The organism is Paracoccus onchidii (assembly GCF_028294535.1).
Taxonomy (GTDB): domain Bacteria; phylum Pseudomonadota; class Alphaproteobacteria; order Rhodobacterales; family Rhodobacteraceae; genus Paracoccus; species Paracoccus onchidii.
In genome coordinates this window covers 134327-149798 of the sequence record NZ_JAQBIE010000009.1, presented here as the reverse complement: position 1 = coordinate 149798, position 15472 = coordinate 134327, and the positions used below count along the sequence as shown (strand labels likewise).

The 15472-nt window shown below is 59.3% G+C and carries 18 protein-coding genes and 1 riboswitch; of the genes, 11 read left to right on the top strand and 7 right to left on the bottom strand.

All coding sequences use genetic code 11. From position 1 onward, the window contains the following. Positions 1-139: 139 nt before the first annotated feature. The 3 genes from PAF17_RS08670 to PAF17_RS08660 form a co-directional block, all read right to left on the bottom strand. On the bottom strand, positions 140-1915 hold the full coding sequence (locus tag PAF17_RS08670) for an acyl-CoA dehydrogenase C-terminal domain-containing protein (RefSeq protein ID WP_271888701.1): 1776 nt from the start codon (positions 1913-1915) through the stop codon (positions 140-142). A gap of 4 nt (positions 1916-1919) precedes the next feature. Then, a complete protein-coding gene (locus PAF17_RS08665) occupies positions 1920-2318 on the bottom strand; it encodes a MerR family transcriptional regulator (protein WP_271888700.1) in 399 nt (132 codons plus the stop codon). Between the two features lie 112 nt (positions 2319-2430). Further along, a complete protein-coding gene (locus PAF17_RS08660; RefSeq protein WP_271888746.1) occupies positions 2431-2778 on the bottom strand; it encodes a MerR family transcriptional regulator in 348 nt (115 codons plus the stop codon). A gap of 180 nt (positions 2779-2958) precedes the next feature. On the opposite strand from PAF17_RS08660, the gene PAF17_RS08655 reads away from it, so the two are divergent. Genes PAF17_RS08655 through PAF17_RS08645 form a run of 3 tightly spaced genes read left to right on the top strand, consistent with a single transcriptional unit; the run spans position 2959 to position 5246 of the window. Then, positions 2959-3399 carry a PaaI family thioesterase gene (locus tag PAF17_RS08655; protein ID WP_271888745.1) on the top strand — a complete coding sequence of 147 codons (441 nt, stop codon included), beginning with the start codon at positions 2959-2961 and terminating at the stop codon, positions 3397-3399. Between the two features lie 8 nt (positions 3400-3407). Continuing rightward, positions 3408-3905 (top strand): PaaI family thioesterase, encoded by a 498-nt coding sequence (locus tag PAF17_RS08650; protein WP_271888699.1) that lies wholly within the window; start codon positions 3408-3410, stop codon positions 3903-3905. A 6-nt stretch (positions 3906-3911) separates the two neighbouring features. Next, positions 3912-5246 (top strand): MATE family efflux transporter, encoded by a 1335-nt coding sequence (locus tag PAF17_RS08645; RefSeq protein ID WP_271888698.1) that lies wholly within the window; start codon positions 3912-3914, stop codon positions 5244-5246. A 57-nt stretch (positions 5247-5303) separates the two neighbouring features. Here the strand turns inward: PAF17_RS08645 and PAF17_RS08640 are convergent, their stop codons facing one another. Continuing rightward, positions 5304-5621 (bottom strand): DUF1476 domain-containing protein, encoded by a 318-nt coding sequence (locus PAF17_RS08640; RefSeq protein WP_271888697.1) that lies wholly within the window; start codon positions 5619-5621, stop codon positions 5304-5306. Between the two features lie 126 nt (positions 5622-5747). Between PAF17_RS08640 and purC the strand changes: the two genes are divergently transcribed. The 8 genes from purC to PAF17_RS08600 all read left to right on the top strand — a co-directional run bounded on the left by purC (position 5748) and on the right by PAF17_RS08600 (position 12159). Continuing rightward, complete coding sequence (gene purC / locus PAF17_RS08635; RefSeq protein ID WP_271888744.1) at positions 5748-6509, top strand: phosphoribosylaminoimidazolesuccinocarboxamide synthase; 762 nt, start codon at positions 5748-5750, stop codon at positions 6507-6509. A gap of 11 nt (positions 6510-6520) precedes the next feature. Next, a complete protein-coding gene (gene purS, locus PAF17_RS08630) occupies positions 6521-6760 on the top strand; it encodes a phosphoribosylformylglycinamidine synthase subunit PurS (RefSeq protein ID WP_271888696.1) in 240 nt (79 codons plus the stop codon). Positions 6761-6840: 80 nt separating this feature from the next. Continuing rightward, the gene (locus PAF17_RS08625; RefSeq protein WP_271888695.1) at positions 6841-7641 is read left to right on the top strand and encodes an ABC transporter ATP-binding protein; all 801 of its coding nucleotides are present in this window, start codon (positions 6841-6843) and stop codon (positions 7639-7641) included. A gap of 27 nt (positions 7642-7668) precedes the next feature. Beyond that, the gene (locus PAF17_RS08620; protein WP_271888694.1) at positions 7669-8400 is read left to right on the top strand and encodes a transporter substrate-binding domain-containing protein; all 732 of its coding nucleotides are present in this window, start codon (positions 7669-7671) and stop codon (positions 8398-8400) included. A 57-nt stretch (positions 8401-8457) separates the two neighbouring features. Continuing rightward, the gene (locus PAF17_RS08615; protein ID WP_271888693.1) at positions 8458-9336 is read left to right on the top strand and encodes an ABC transporter permease; all 879 of its coding nucleotides are present in this window, start codon (positions 8458-8460) and stop codon (positions 9334-9336) included. Further along, positions 9333-10157, top strand: a complete 825-nt coding sequence (locus PAF17_RS08610; protein ID WP_271888692.1) for an ABC transporter permease — start codon at positions 9333-9335, stop codon at positions 10155-10157. Before PAF17_RS08615 ends, PAF17_RS08610 begins: the two co-directional genes overlap by 4 nt. Before the next feature lie 70 nt (positions 10158-10227). After that, a riboswitch (FMN riboswitch) is annotated at positions 10228-10356 on the top strand. Positions 10357-10424: 68 nt separating this feature from the next. Then, positions 10425-10904: a 6,7-dimethyl-8-ribityllumazine synthase gene (locus tag PAF17_RS08605; RefSeq protein WP_271888691.1), complete on the top strand. Its 480-nt coding sequence runs from the start codon at positions 10425-10427 to the stop codon at positions 10902-10904. 100 nt (positions 10905-11004) lie between these two features. Beyond that, positions 11005-12159, top strand: coding sequence for an iron-containing alcohol dehydrogenase (locus PAF17_RS08600; RefSeq protein ID WP_271888690.1), 1155 nt, complete (start codon positions 11005-11007; stop codon positions 12157-12159). On the opposite strand, the gene PAF17_RS08595 is transcribed toward PAF17_RS08600, so the two are convergent. The 3 genes from PAF17_RS08595 to nqrF all read right to left on the bottom strand — a co-directional run bounded on the left by PAF17_RS08595 (position 12156) and on the right by nqrF (position 15470). After that, the gene (locus PAF17_RS08595; RefSeq protein WP_271888689.1) at positions 12156-12578 is read right to left on the bottom strand and encodes a DUF1489 family protein; all 423 of its coding nucleotides are present in this window, start codon (positions 12576-12578) and stop codon (positions 12156-12158) included. The genes PAF17_RS08600 and PAF17_RS08595 overlap by 4 nt on opposite strands. Positions 12579-12695: 117 nt before the next feature. Continuing rightward, positions 12696-14030: a trigger factor gene (gene tig, locus PAF17_RS08590; protein ID WP_271888688.1), complete on the bottom strand. Its 1335-nt coding sequence runs from the start codon at positions 14028-14030 to the stop codon at positions 12696-12698. Positions 14031-14249: 219 nt separating this feature from the next. After that, positions 14250-15470, bottom strand: a complete 1221-nt coding sequence (nqrF, locus tag PAF17_RS08585; RefSeq protein WP_271888687.1) for an NADH:ubiquinone reductase (Na(+)-transporting) subunit F — start codon at positions 15468-15470, stop codon at positions 14250-14252. Positions 15471-15472 lie beyond the last annotated feature (2 nt).

The window sequence follows — 15472 nt, the reverse complement described above, 5'->3', positions numbered from 1 at the left end:
CGATGACCGCCGAAGGAGAAGTCGCCCCGGCTATCGGACCGAAAAGGTTGAACCCATGTTGACGCGTGGGCGAAGTCGGGGCGCATTCTGCTTCTTCTTCGTAGAAATACCCATTGCGCGGTATTCTGCTATCGTGACTTCAGAATGCATCGGGCTGTAATGCCATGACAGGCTCGGCGCCTGAAAGGATACGGGCCAGATGTGTCGTCGTCATGGGAAGTTGGCGGCGCATGTAGTATTTTCCCGTCGCGATCTTTGTGCGATAAAATTCTTGGTCATCGCCACCGTTTTCCAGGGCATGCTGCGCTGCGAGACATGTTCGGGCCCAGATATATCCCAGCGTGACATGGCCAAACAGATGCAGGAAGTCGCTTGAACCTGCGAGCGCGTCATTGGGGTTCTTCATGCCCCGTTCCATGAAGAACATGGCTGCGGTTTGCAGGTCCTTGGATGCGGCTTTCAGCGGTGCGACAAAGTCGTCGGCGAGGGCGGCGTTATCGCCGTATTTCTGGCAGAAGGCCTTGATGCGATCGATGAATGCCATCATGTGGCGTCCGCCATCCTGAGGCAGCTTGCGGGCCACCAGATCAAGGGCCTGCACGCCGTTCGCGCCCTCGTATATCATGGCAATACGTGCGTCACGAACGAACTGGCTCATGCCGTGTTCTTCAACATAGCCATGCCCGCCAAATACCTGCTGAGCCTGAACCGCCGATTCAAAGCCCTTGTCTGAAAGAAAGCCCTTGGCGACCGGCGTCAGCAAGGAAATCAACCCTTCTGCATCCGCGTCGCCGGCATGGCTGCGGTCGATCAGATGTGCGCCCCACAGAACAAGCGCACGGCCGCCTTCGATAAAGGATTTCTGGTCCATGAGGTTGCGCCGAATGTCGGGATGCACGATCAGCGGATCCGCCGCGCCGGATGGGTTTTCGGTTCCCGTAACCGCCCGGCCCTGCAGGCGGTCCTTGGCATAGACGACCGCATTCTGATAGGCGGCGTCTGCGCATGCATAACCCTGCATGGCCACGCCGAGACGGGCTTCGTTCATCATTGTGAACATGGCCCGCATGCCTTTGTGCAGGTCACCCAGCAGCCAGCCTCGGGCACCGTCATAATTCATCACGCAGGTTGCATTGCCGTGAATGCCCATCTTTTCTTCCAGGCTTCCGACGGAAACGCCGTTGCGATCCCCCAGCGACCCGTCTTCTTTGACCAAGAATTTGGGCACGATGAAGAGCGAGATGCCCTTGGTCCCCTCACCGCCGCCCGGAGCCTTGGCGAGGACAAGGTGGATCACGTTTTCGGCCATGTCATGATCGCCGGATGAGATGAAGATCTTTTGACCCGTGATGAGGTAGCTGCCGTCGTCTTGTGGTTCGGCTTTGGTGCGCAAAAGGCCCAGATCCGTGCCGCAATGCGGTTCGGTCAGGTTCATTGTGCCGGTCCAGTCGCAGCTGACCATTTTGGGCAGATATGTATTTTTTTGCTCGTCGGTACCGTGGGTGTGGATCGCTGAATAGGCACCATGCGTCAGGCCCTGATACATGGCAAAGGCCATGTTTGCGGCGGTGAAGATCTCTGATGTGGCGATTCCCAGCAGATAGGGAATGCCCTGGCCGCCATATTCCGGATCGGCATCCAGTGCCGTCCAGCCGCCTTCTTTCATGGCCTCGAACGCGTCTTTGAAGCCGTCAGGCGTATGCACGACGCCGTTTTCCAGCCTGCATCCCTGTTCATCGCCAACCCTGTTCAGCGGCGCAAGCATGTCCGATGCCAGTTTGCCTGCGGCCTCCAGGACGGCGCCGGTGAAGTCGCGATCCATTTCCGAATAGCCGGGCAGGTCGATTTTCTGCATGTCCAGAACATCATGCATGAGAAACTGAAAGTCGCGCAGTGGCGCATTGTAGATCGGCATGGGGCTAGTCCTCGTGCGTGTCGCGTGTCATTGCGGCAATGCGGGCTTCGGCTTCGACGATCTGAGCTTTCAGATCCTGAATTGCCTCGCCGAGCTCTGCATATTGGCGTTCCATATCGCCCAGTCGATCGCGTCCGATGTTCAATGTCGCGACGATCTGGTGCAGGTTGTCGCCGCCGGGTTCATAGAATTCCAGAAGCTGGCGGATCTGTTCGAGGCTGAAGCCAAATCGTTTGCCGCGCAGGATCAGGGTCAGACGTGCCCTGTCACGGCGATCGTACAGACGCCGCTGTCCCCTGCGTTCGGGGAAAATGAGCTCTCGGGATTCATAGAAACGCAATGTGCGCGGGGTCACGTCAAACGCGTCGCACATTTCGCGAATCGTCATCAGTTCATCTTGCATCGAAAGCGCTTCTCCCCTCAGCCGATGGCCAACCTCGAAGAAAATATAGGCACAAGTTGACGCGAACGTAAGGAAGACGCCACGTCACAAATTCGCGCGTCATCCCGGCGTTTCATTTCATGGCCTTCATCTCTTTTTCGCTGACCGTACGCAGTGCTTCCAGATCTTCGCGCGCGGCCCGCAATTCGGCGATCTGGTCATCCAGAACTTTCAGCTGCCTGTCGGCCAGTGCAAGCCAGCTTTCATATTGCTGCTTGCTGCCCTTTTCCTCGTACAGTGAAAGCCACTGCCGGATTTCCTCGAGCGAAAAGCCGAAGCGGCGGCCCCGCAATATCAGCGTCATGCGCGCAACTTCACGGGGGCCATAGAACCTGCTGCGTCCGTCGCGCTTGGGGCTGAGCAATTCGATATATTCGTAGTAGCGCAACGTGCGGGGCGTGACATCGAACCGTGCGCACATATCCTTGAAGCTGATCGTTTGCTCGTCTGGCAACTGATGGTCCTCCGACTTTTGCCACAAGCGCACGCTAGCGCCTTCGCGGCAAGTTCTCAACCGCAACGCGTAATGCGCCTTTGGGGGTTGAGAAAACCGGCGGGCAGGCGCTAATCGTTGGCAATCAACAGATCGGAGAAGCGGATGATGGTCGGGGCCGATGACGCAGGGCGGGACGAACAGGCCCGGATCGCACAGCAGTTTATCGGTGCGATTCCGCATGCCCGCGCGCTTGGGATGCAGGTCGAGGACATCGGGGCCGGAAAGGCCACGATCAGCATGCCCTGGGCCCCGCATCTGGTGGGCGACCCACGGCGGAACGTGATTCATGGGGGCGTCGTGTCCGCATTGATGGATACTTGTTGCGGAGCGGCGGTCATGGCGCATCCCGAACGCCCCCGGTCGACAGCGACAATTGATCTGCGCATTGATTACATGCGTGCGGCCAATCCGGGGCAGGGTATCACCGCAAGGGCGGAATGTTATCATATCACCCGAAGCGTGGCATTTCTGCGGGCCGTGGCGATGGACGAGGATGGTGAAGGCCCTGTTGCCTCTGCGACCGGCACCTTTACCGTGGAACGATAGGGGGCGTCATGGACCGCAACGAGCCATTGGACCGGGTCAAGAACCGCCGCGATTCGGCCTTGCGCGCGCTGGTGTCGGGCGTGCCATACATGACTTGGCTGGGGGTGCAGTTCGATCGTCGCGGAGACGAATTGACCGCCGTCCTGCCCTTTGACCAAAAGCTGATCGGCAACCCGGTGCTGCCCGCCATTCACGGGGGCGTAACTGCGGCCTTTCTGGAAATGACGGCAATCGTCGAGCTGTCCTGGTCGACGATGTGGGAGGATCTGGAATCCGGACGGATCTCACCCGATGCTGATGTGCCTGACAGCCTGCCGCGCCTGCCGAAGACGATTGATTTCACCATCGACTACCTGCTCAGTGGTTTGCCGCGGGATGTGTATGCGCGGGGGAGGGTGGTGCGGTCGGGGCGGCGTTATGCCTCGGTGCATGTCGAGGCATGGCAGGACAATCGCTCGAAGCTGATTGCACAGGCGACGGCGCATTTCCTGATGCCGCGAGGTTAACCGCAAATGAGCATATCCGAGGCGAGGCTGTCGCATCGGCGCGTGTTGAACATTGCGCTGCCGATCGTGCTGTCCAATCTGACCGTGCCCCTGCTGGGGCTGGTCGATACGGGCGTTGTTGGCCAGTTGGGGCGCCCCGAGCCCATTGGCGCGGTCGGAATCGGTGCGGTCATTCTGACCTCGATCTATTGGATCTTTGGTTTCCTGCGCATGGGAACATCGGGGCTAGTGGCGCAAAGTCACGGGGCCGGCGATGGCGCGCAGGTCGGGGCGCATCTGCTGCGCGCGCTGACCGTTGCGGGTGCCGCGGGTCTGGTGCTGATCCTGCTGCAGGTTCCGCTGTTCTGGGGGGCGTTTCGCCTTGCGCCGGCCTCGGCCGAGGTTGAAGCCATGGCGCGGGATTATCTGGCGATCCGGATCTGGGGGGCACCCGCGACGATTGGTCTGTATGCCATTACCGGTTGGCTGATCGCGATCGAGCGTACCCGCGCTGTCCTGACATTGCAGGTCTTGCAGAATGGCCTGAACGTCCTGCTGGATGTCTGGTTCGTGCTCAGCCTTGGCTGGGGCGTCGAAGGTGTCGCCTGGGCAAGTCTGATCGCCGAGACTTCGGGGTTGATATTCGGGCTGTATCTTGCGCGTCACGCGCTGGTTGCAGCTATCCATGCAGCGCGAAATGCTGCCACGCTGTTTGCCCGGGACAAGCTGGAACGACTGTGGCGGGTGAACTCGGATATCATGATCCGGTCGGTGCTGCTGCAGGGCAGCATCACATCGTTCCTGTTTCTGGGCGCTGCTCAGGGCGATGTGACGTTGGCCGCAAATCAGGTGCTGATCCAGTTCCTGTCGATCACCGCTTTCATGCTGGACGGATTCGCCTTCGCGGCCGAATCGCTGGTCGGCCAGGCTGTTGGCGCGCGGCGGCCGGACCGGGTGCGCCGTGCGTCGATTCTGACATCGGAATGGGGAATTGGGTGTTCCGTCCTGCTGGGGCTGGCGTTCTGGTTCGGGGGTGGCGCGATCATCGATATCCTGACCACGGCGCCAGAGGTGCGCATCGAAGCCCGTGAATATCTGGTTTGGCTGGCGTTCGCGCCGTTGGTCGGTATTGCAGGCTGGATGCTGGATGGCATCTTTATCGGGGCGACCCTGACGCGGGAAATGCGGATCGCAATGATTCAGTCTGTTGGCCTGTATGCGGTATTGGTGGTCACGCTGCCGCCGCTTTGGGGCAATCACGGGCTATGGGCTGCGCTGATGCTGTTGAATATCGCGCGCGGGCTGACAATGGCGCGGCTTTACCCCAGGGCAGAGGTCACGGCGCGTCCGTCAATGTCTTGATCCTGAAAGTAGAACAGGGGGCCAGGCCCCCTGTCGACAGGCGTTGCCGTTTGGGGCCTATTCCTCTTCGTCGATCACTTGTTTGCGGGCCGTGACCGTCATTTCCGCCATTTTCGCGCGGATGGTTTCCGCGTCGGCGCGCCCTTCAAGATCTTCGGCCAGCTTGCGAAAGACGTCCTCTTCGCCCGGCTCCTCGAAATCGGATGTCACGACGCTCATGGCATATGCGCTGGCTTCGTCACCGGTTTTGCCCAACAACTCAGCAGCCCAATCGCCCAACAATCTGTTGCGGCGGGCCTCGGCCTTGAAACGCAGATCGGCATCATGTGCGAATTTTGCTTCATAAGCGCGTTCGCGATCGTCAAAGGTGGTCATGCATGGCCTCCTGTTGCAGTTATACAAGATATGACCATTGCGGGCTGTTGCCGCAAGCCTGTATTGCCCATCGACCCCGTTTCGGGCTAAGGCGCAGGACATCAGATGCAAGAGGACGGTCTGCCCATGGCTCCGCGGCGTAAGAAAATCTATGAAGGCAAGGCAAAGGTTCTTTACGAAGGCACCGAGCCGGGAACGCTGGTTCAGTATTTCAAGGATGACGCCACCGCATTCAACGCCCAGAAAAAGGCGGTGATCGAAGGCAAGGGCGTGCTGAACAACCGCCTGTCCGAGTTCTTCATGAACGGGCTGACCAATATCGGCGTTCCCAACCACTTCATCCGACGCATCAACATGCGTGAACAACTGATCCGTCAGGTCGAGATCGTTCCGCTGGAGGTCATCGTGCGCAATTTCGCGGCTGGATCGCTGTCCAAGCGCCTCGGCCTGGAAGAAGGCACCGCACTGCCGCGTCCGATCGTCGAATACAGCTTCAAGAATGACGAGCTGGGCGATCCGATGGTCAGCGAAGAATACATCATCGCTTTTGGCTGGGCGACCCAGCAGGATCTGGACGACATCGTGTCGCTTGCCCTGCGGGTCAATGATTTCCTTTCCGGGGTCTTCTTCGGTGTGGGAATCAAGCTGATCGATTTCAAGATCGAGATCGGCCGCGTCTGGGACAATGATTTCATGCGTCTGATCGTCGCCGATGAAATCAGCCCCGACAGCTGCCGCCTGTGGGATCTGAAAACCGGTCAGAAACTGGACAAGGACGTGTTCCGCCGCGATCTGGGCAATCTGACCGATGCCTATACCGAGGTTGCGCGCCGGCTGGGCTTGATGCCTGCCAACACGACCAGCCTCAAACCGACTGCGATCAATTGAAGGATGCGCCGATGAAAGCCCGCGTCACCATCATGCTGAAAGACGGTGTTCTTGATCCCCAGGGCGAGGCGATCCGCCACGCGCTGGGTGGGTTGGGACACAAGAATGTTTCGGGCGTCCGTCAGGGCAAGCTGATCGAGCTGGACCTGACTGCGACCGACCCCGACGCCGCCCGCGCCGAGGTCGAGCGCATGTGCGAAGGTCTGCTGGCCAACACCGTGATTGAAAAATACTCGGTGGAAATCGCCTGACGCAGGGTCATCGGCGTGCATTCGGCGATGCAATGCGTGAAACCGTTGCAATCGGCACATAATTATCGCCCAATGCCCTGATGGATAGTCACAAGAACAACGCGCAGTCCGAAGCAGCCCCGGTCATCGAGATTCGGGGGCTGCATAAGGCCTATGGCCCTCTGGAAGTGTTGAAGGGCGTATCGCTTCGCGCGCCCCGCGGCCATGTCATCAGTCTTATCGGTTCTTCCGGTTCGGGAAAGTCGACGCTTTTGCGTTGCTGCAACCTGCTGGAAGACAGCCAGCAGGGGGATATTCTGTTTGACGCAGAACCCGTGCGCTGGCGCGGGCAGGGGCTAGGGCGCCACCCCGCCGACCGGGCTCAGGTGACGCGGTTCCGCACCAACCTGTCTATGGTGTTCCAGCAATTCAACCTGTGGTCACATATGACCATCCTTCAGAATGTCACGGAGGCACCGGTGACGGTTCTGGGTCAGGACCGTGCCGAGGTTGAAGAGCGCGGCCGCCAGTTGCTTGCCAAGGTCGGGATCGGCGATAAATGCGACGCATGGCCGGCGCAATTGTCCGGCGGGCAGCAACAGCGTGCCGCCATCGCGCGGGCATTGTGCATGAACCCCAAGGCGCTGCTTTTTGATGAACCGACCAGCGCGCTGGATCCGGAACTGCAACAAGAAGTGGTCAAGGTCATCAAGGATCTTGCAAGCGAACACCGCACGATGATTCTTGTCACTCATGACATGCGTCTGGCTGCCGATGTCAGCGATCACGTCGTTTTCCTGCATCAGGGCGTGATTTGCGAAGAAGGGCCGCCGGACCAGCTATTTGGCGCACCACAAACCGACAGGTTGCGCCAATTCCTCAGCGCCACAATGGCTGCCTGATTTCCACCAACGGGAGTAAATATAATAATGAACAAACTGTTTCTTGCCGCCGCGACGCTGGCCATGACCGCCAGCATGGGGACTGCCCAAACGGTTCGCATGGGAACGGAGGGTGCCTATCCTCCGTATAATTTCGTGAATGATTCCGGTGAGGTAGACGGATTTGAACGTGATCTGGGTGACGAGCTTTGCAAGCGGGCAGAGCTGGATTGCACCTGGGTCAAGAATGATTGGGATTCGATCATTCCGAACCTGGTCTCGTCGAATTACGACACGATCATGGCGGGGATGAACATCAACGAGGAACGCAAGAAAGTCATCCAATTCACCCAACCCTATACACCCGCGATGCCGTCGGCCTATGCCGCGCTTTCGGGGGATGCCGACATTGAGGGTGGCGTGGTTGCCGCGCAAACCAACACCATTCAGGCGGGGCATGTCGCCGAATCAGGGGCGACGTTGCTGGAATATGCGACCCCGGACGAAACCGTTGCCGCCGTGCGAAACGGCGAAGCCGATGCGGTTTTTGCGGACAAGGATTATCTGGTGCCGATCGTCGAGGAATCGGGCGGCGAACTGGTCTGGGTCGACGGATATGACACCGTGCCGCTTGGCGAAGGTATCGGTATGGGGTTGCGTCAATCCGATGCCGAATTGAAAGACAAGTTCGATGCCGTCATTACCGAAATGAAAGCGGATGGCAGCCTGAACGAGCTGATCAAGAAATGGTTCGGCGAGGACGCGCTGGTCTTCAATTGATCTGAAAACAGGCCGCTGCCCGGCGTTTTCCGGGCAGCGGCAAGCAGGTGTCTGACCATGTTCGCTCAATGCGCCGATCCCGCCCAGCTTGAAGGTTTTGCCTGGCTGATGTGCTATCTCACATCGGGCAAGCACATGCTGTTCTACGCCAGTTTCGGCACCGTGCTGCTGTTGCTTGCGGTGACGGCGCCGATGGCGTTGCTGTTCGGCTTTCTCGGGGCCATGGCCTCGCGTTCGCGCCTGTTCGCGCTGCGCTGGCTGGGCAAGATCTATACCTCGATGGTGCGGGGCGTCCCTGACGTGATCTTTTTCCTGTTCGTGCCAATCGCGCTGGACCAGGGCTTTGAGTGGCTACGTCACCAGGCCCTGTGCGATGGCGATGCGCCGGTCAGGCAGGGCAATGATTTCATCGTATGCGCGGCGGCCAAGCTGCCATTGTCGACGGCGGCCCCGTGGGTGCATGAACTCTATGGCCTGTTTCTGGCGGTGATCGCGTTTTCCGTGGTGTTTGGCGCGTTCGCGGCGAATGTTCTGTATGGCGCCATGCAGGCGGTGCCGCGCGCCCAGCTTGAAACCGCCGAGGCCTATGGCATGTCGCCGCGGCAAGTGACCCGGCGGGTGTTGGTCCCGCAAATGTGGAGCTATGCGATCCCGGGATTGTCCAATCTCTGGATGATCCTGCTGAAGGCGACGCCGCTGCTGTTCCTTTTGGGGGTCGAGGATATTGTCTATTGGGCACGGGAGCTGGGCGGCGCCAAGACCAGCGCGTTTTCCTATCCCCATCCGGATTGGCGGCTGTATTATTTCCTGGGGATTCTGGTGTTCTACCTGCTGATGACCTGGGTGTCCGAACGCCTGATTGCGCGTGTGACACGGCGGTTGTCGTCGGGGCAGGCGACGATGGCGGGTGAAGCATTGCGCAAGGGGGCCGCATGAGCTGTGCGCAGACAATTTCCGATTACGCGCTGCGTTCCATTGGCTTTGGCGAAAGATTGCTGCCGCGCAGCGATTTTACGCTTTGCCAGCAATTCACGCTGATCGGTTCGGGCCTGATCTGGAACCTGTATTTCGCGATCCTCGCCCTGAGCATCGGCTTTTTCCTGGCGAATGCGCTGGCCGTCGCAAAGGCCAGCCGGAACCCGTGGCTGCGCAAGCCGGCCGAGGGGTTCATTTTTCTGTTTCGCGGCAGTCCGCTGTTTATCCAGTTCTTTCTGGCATACGAGGCGCTGGTGCTTTTGCCCCGCGCCGGTATCGAGATCTTCGGCATCACCATTGCGACCAGCTGGTTGACCAAGGCATGGGCCGGTGCGCTGATCGTACTGGTCCTGAACACGACAGCCTATTCCGCGCAGATCTTCTATGGTGCGCTGATGTCGGTGCCCAAGGGCGATATCGAGGCCGCTGATGCCTATGGGTTGACCGGCTGGAACAAGTTTCGCCGGGTGGTCTGGCCTACAATGATGCGGCTTGCCTGGCCCGCCTATACCAATGAGGCAATCTTCCTGTTTCATGCAACGGCGCTGGTCTATTTTTCGGGTTTTCCCGCGTTCCAGCAACGCGGGGACAGCCTGTATTACGCCAGTTATTTTGCCGACAAGACCTTCAATCCCTTCGTGGCCTATCCTATCGTCGCGGGTTATTTCATCCTGTTTACATTGTTGCTGATTTCATTATTCGCGATGGTGAACCGGCGATTGAACCGGCATTTGCCCGGTGCGCGCAAGCGATTGAAATATCGTCCGCAACTGATCCGCTGATCGTGTCGCGAACGTCACGGAACTGTTCGTTTCGATATCTTTTCCAGCCCATGCTCCCGTGCTATCGAAAAAATGTTCTCAGGGCGGGGTGTGATTCCCCACCGGCGGTGACAGCCCGCGAGCGCCTTCCAGCGGAAGGGTCAGCAGATCCGGTGAAATTCCGGGGCCGACGGTATAGTCCGGATGGAAGAGAACCGTGATCGTGCCTGCCCGGGCCGGTCGTGGCTCGTGCTCTGGGACCTGACGCAAGTAACGGAAGGTTCCGAAATGAAGACAAGTACTGCTACCCCCCGTATCGCTTTTATCAAGGCCCGCTGGCACGCGGATGTCGTTGACCGCGCCTATGAGGGCTTTGCCGCCGAGGCGGCGACGCTGTTGCCCAATGCGGTGATCGACAGCATCGATGTGCCCGGCGCGTTCGAAATGCCGCTGGTGGCCAAGAAACTGGCGAAGACCGGAAAATATGATGCCATCGTCGCAGCCGCGCTTGTGGTTGATGGCGGGATCTATCGCCATGACTTCGTGGCAGATGCGGTTGTGACGGGGTTGATGAATGTGGGTCTGGAAACCGAAGTGCCGTGTTTTTCGGTATCGCTGACGCCCCATAATTATCAAGAGGTCGATGTCCTGACGTCCTTCTATCGCGACCACTTTGTGAAAAAAGGTGCCGAGGCTGCTGGCGCGGTGCGCCAGATCCTGGATCTTGATGCCCGGCTGGCCGCCGAAGATCGCGCGGCGGTGGCATAAATGTAGCGTTCGGTCGCGGGTCTGTGGTCCGCGACCGTTTGACCACAGCGGCCTCAGTTGCGATATGACCCTTCGGGGCCAATCGAACAGGAAAGCGCCAATGACCACTGCTTTTGCCTTCGCCACCGCAACCGAAATCCTGTTCGGACGAGGGCAGGCCGACACCGCTGCGGCGCGCATTTCGGCGCTGGGAAAACGATTGTTGTTGGTTCGCGGGCAAAGCGAGGTTCGCAGCCGCGATCTGGCGCAAGCCCTGACCGTGGCGGGCTGTCAGATCATCCCATATGCCATAGCGCAAGAGCCTGAGTTGTCGATGATCGAGCGGGGGGTCGCTCTTGCCCGCGAACACCGGGTCGATGCGGTTCTGGCGATTGGTGGGGGCGCGGTCATTGACGCCGGAAAGGCAATCGCCGGGCTTGTGCCAGGGACGCGCCCCATACTGGATCATCTCGAGGTCGTCGGACGGGGATTGCCGCTGGAACATGCGCCCTTGCCCTTTGTGGCCATGCCCACAACTGCCGGGACAGGGGCAGAGGTCACGCGCAACGCGGTGATCGGCGTGCCGGAACATCGCCGCAAGGTCAGCCTGCGCGATCCGCGCATGTTGCCTCGACTTGCGATCATCGATCCGGCACTGACCGACAATTGCCCACGCGGAATCACTCTGGCATCGGGGCTGGACGCGATTACGCAGGTGATCGAACCTTTCGTCTGCACCCGTGCAAATCACCTGACAGATGCATTGTGTCGCGACGCGATCGGGCGCGGCCTGACGGCGATCCGCCGTCTGATGCAGGCAGAAGATCCCGAGGCACGCGACGAGATGGCATGGGTCAGCCTCTGCGGTGGGTTTGCGCTTGCGAATTCGGGCCTGGGCGCCGTTCATGGGCTTGCCGGGCCGCTTGGCGGGCTGAGCAAGGCACCTCATGGAGCGATTTGCGGGGCGTTGCTGCCGCATGTGTTGCGCGCCAATCGCCGTGCTGTCACCGAATCAAGACTGCTTGCGCGGCTTGATCAGGTTGCGCTGTGGATCAACGCTGCGTTTGGCGATCATGATCAGGACATGGAACGAGCGGCCAGCAGGCTTGAAACATGGTCAAGGGAGGCTGGCCTTGCGCGCCTGTCAGAGCTGGGCGTCAGTCGGGCGGCCATGGAAACAGCGGCGGTTTCGGCAGCAGCGTCTTCTTCGATGAAGGCCAATCCGGCGGCGCTCTCGGCAGGTGAACTGCACGACATCATGCTGGCGGCTGGTTAGACCAGCCCCATCTCGGCAAGCGCGGCGGCGATATCTGCGGGAAGCGGGTCTTCGGCCTCGCGTCCCTTGGGAAGGTCGGCGGGCGCGTCCTCGGCCGAAAGGTATCGCCAGCCCTGAAAGGGGCGGCGCGGAGCTGCCGTAACCCTGTGCAGTTCCCGGTCAAGCACAAGGGCGCAGCGGCGCACACCGTCTTCGCCGAACTGCTCATCCAGTCGTAACAGCTTTTGCCGCGCCAGCAATACGCCCTTGAATACCCAATAGATCGAGCCGCCGTCCAGCAGTTCGGCTTCGCGCTTGGGCCACATGCGGGTGACATGCATGGCCGGACCATCGCCAAATCGGATCGCCTGCCAGCGTTCAAGGTCTTCGGGGCCATCCGCTCCGACGCATAGCTTGATCAGGTTTAAAGACGCGCTCATGACGTTTCAGATATGTCGCGGGGGCTGTGCTTGCAAGGTTGCTGCGGCAGCGAAGCAGCAGATATGAAAAAGCCGCGGAATTGACCGCGGCTTTTCCAGATTGCGATGGATCGCAGATCAGATCTCGTCCAGGCTTTCGACGGCTTTTTCCAGCTCTTCCTTGGAGACCTGCTTTTCTTCAACCTTCGCTTGTTCGGCGATGTGGTCGACAACCTTGTCTTCAAAGATCGGCGCGCGCAGCTGTTGCTGGGCAGCCTGATTCTGCTGGATGAATTCGAAGAAGGCGCGTTCCTGACCGGGATACTGACGTGCGGCCTGCATGACAGCCTGGGTCATTTCCTGATCGCTGACGTTGACTTCAGCCTTCTGTCCGATTTCGGCCAGCAGCAGACCCAGGCGCACGCGGCGCTCGGCCAGTTTCTTGTGGTCATCCGTCGGTTCGATGGCGCCATGATCATGGCCTTGAACCTCGGGGTTTTCCTCGTGCCACAGCTGATGAGCGATCTGCTGAGCTTCGGCTTCGACCAGCGATTCGGGCAGTTCGAACTTGACCTGTTCGTCCAGTTGATCCAGCAGGCCGCGCTTCATGATCGCACGGGCAGCACCGGCATATTCGGCTTCCAGCCGCTCGGTGATCTGCTTTTTCAGACCATCCAGATCCTCGGCACCGAATTTCTTGGCCAGTTCATCGTCGATTTCGGCGGGCTTGGGCGCCTTGACGGCCTTGATCTTGCATTCAAAGATGGCGTCTTTTCCGGCCAGATGCTCGGCGCCGTATTCTTCCGGGAACTTGACCTCGACCTTGACCTCTTCGTCGAATTTCGCGCCGACAAGCTGTTCTTCAAATCCGGGGATGAAGCTGTTGGAGCCCAGAACCAGCGGATAATCTTCGGCTTCGCCGCCTTCGAAGGCTTCGCCGTCAACAAAACCCTTGAAGTCGATCACGACCTGATCGCCGTCCTTGGCCTTGCTGCCCTTGCGGCGGTCGTCGAAATTCTGTGCCGATTTCGCCAAGTTTTCCAGCGCTTCGGTGATCGCGGCTTCTTCGGCCGGAACGGTCAGGCGTTCCAGCGACAGCTTGCCCAGATCCACTTCGGGGATCTCGGGCAGGGCTTCATAGGAAACGTTGACGACGACATCATCGCCTTCTTTCCAGTTCTCGCCGTCATTCATTTCGACTTTGGGCTGTGCTGCCGGGCGGTCGCCCGATTCTTCCAGATGCTTGCGCAGCGCCCCGTCGATCGCCTCTTGCATGGCGTCGCCCATGACGCGCGGGCCGAATTGCTTCTTCAGCATCGCCATCGGGACTTTGCCCTTGCGGAAGCCCTTCATTTCGATTTCGGGCTGCGCCTCTTTCAGCTTGGCGTCGACCGTCGCGGCCAGGTCGGCGGCTGGCAGGGTGAGTTGATAGCCCCGCTTCAGACCATCGTTCTGGGTTTCCTTGACCTGCATCATCGTCCTCATAGCAAGAAGGGCCACCGGTAACGGCGGCCTGAAAATTTCCGCTCTTCTAGTCGCCGCGACCAAGCTCTGCAAGCGGATTGCGGGGTTTCATCGGTCGTGATGGCAATTTGCGCCCTCAATCCGCCCGATATCCGGGCTTGAACAAAAGCGCCCCCCGAACCGCAGGGGATCGGGGGGCGCATGAATTCGGTCGTTCCGGGCGGATTATCAGCCACCAAAGTCATCAAGCATGATGTCTTCGCGATCGACGCCCAGTTCAAGCAGCATGTTGATACAGGACGAGTTCATGATCGGCGGACCGCACATGTAGAATTCGCAATCCTCAGGCGCCGGGTGGTTCTTGAGGTATTCGTCATGCAGCACGTTGTGAATAAAGCCGGTATAGCCGGTCCATTCATCTTCGGGCAGCGCATCCGACAGCGCGACATGCCAGGTGAAGTTCGGGAACTCCTTGGCCAGCTCGTCGAAATCCTCGACGAAGAACATCTCTTTCTTCGAGCGTGCGCCATACCAGAAGGTGATCTTGCGATCGCGATTCTTGAGGCGTTTGAGCTGATCGAAGATATGGCTGCGCATAGGTGCCATACCTGCACCACCGCCGATGAACACCATTTCCTTTTGCGTGTCGCGCGCAAAGAATTCGCCGAACGGACCCGAAATGGTCACCTTGTCACCTGGCTTCAGGTTGAAGATATAGGATGACATCTGGCCCGGCGCGAAATCGGTGCCCGGCGGGGGCGAGGCCACGCGGACATTCAGCATGATCAACCCCTTCTCGTCGGGGTAGTTGGCCATGGAATAGGCGCGTTCGATCGGTTCGGAAACGTTCGACTTGTATTGCCACAGGTTAAACTTGTCCCAGTCCTCGCGGTATTCTTCCTGAATATCGAAATCGGTATAGCTGAGTTGATGTGCGGGGGCCTCGATCTGGATATAACCACCGGCGCGGAAGTTGACATCCTCGCCCTCGGGCAGTTCCAGCACCAGATTCTTGATGAAGGTCGCGACGTTTTCGTTCGATCGGACCGTGCATTCCCATTTCTTGACACCGAAGACCTCTTCGGGAACTTCGACCTGCATGTCCTGCTTGACGGCCACCTGACAGGACAGGCGGTCACCACAGGCGGCCTCTCGCTTGGTGATGTGGCTTTCTTCTGTTGGCAGGATCGAGCCGCCACCTTCCAGGATGCGGACCCGGCATTGCGCGCAGGTGCCGCCCCCGCCACAGGCCGAAGGCACGAACAGTTTCTCGGCGGCCAATGTCTGCAACAGCTTGCCACCCGCGGGAACCGAGATGGTCTTTTCGCCATTGATGGTGATGTTGACATTGCCGCTGGACACCAGGCGTGAACGGGCCAGCATGATGATTGTCACCAGTGCCAGGACAATCAGGGAAAACAGCAATACGCCAAGGCTGAATGTTTGCATGT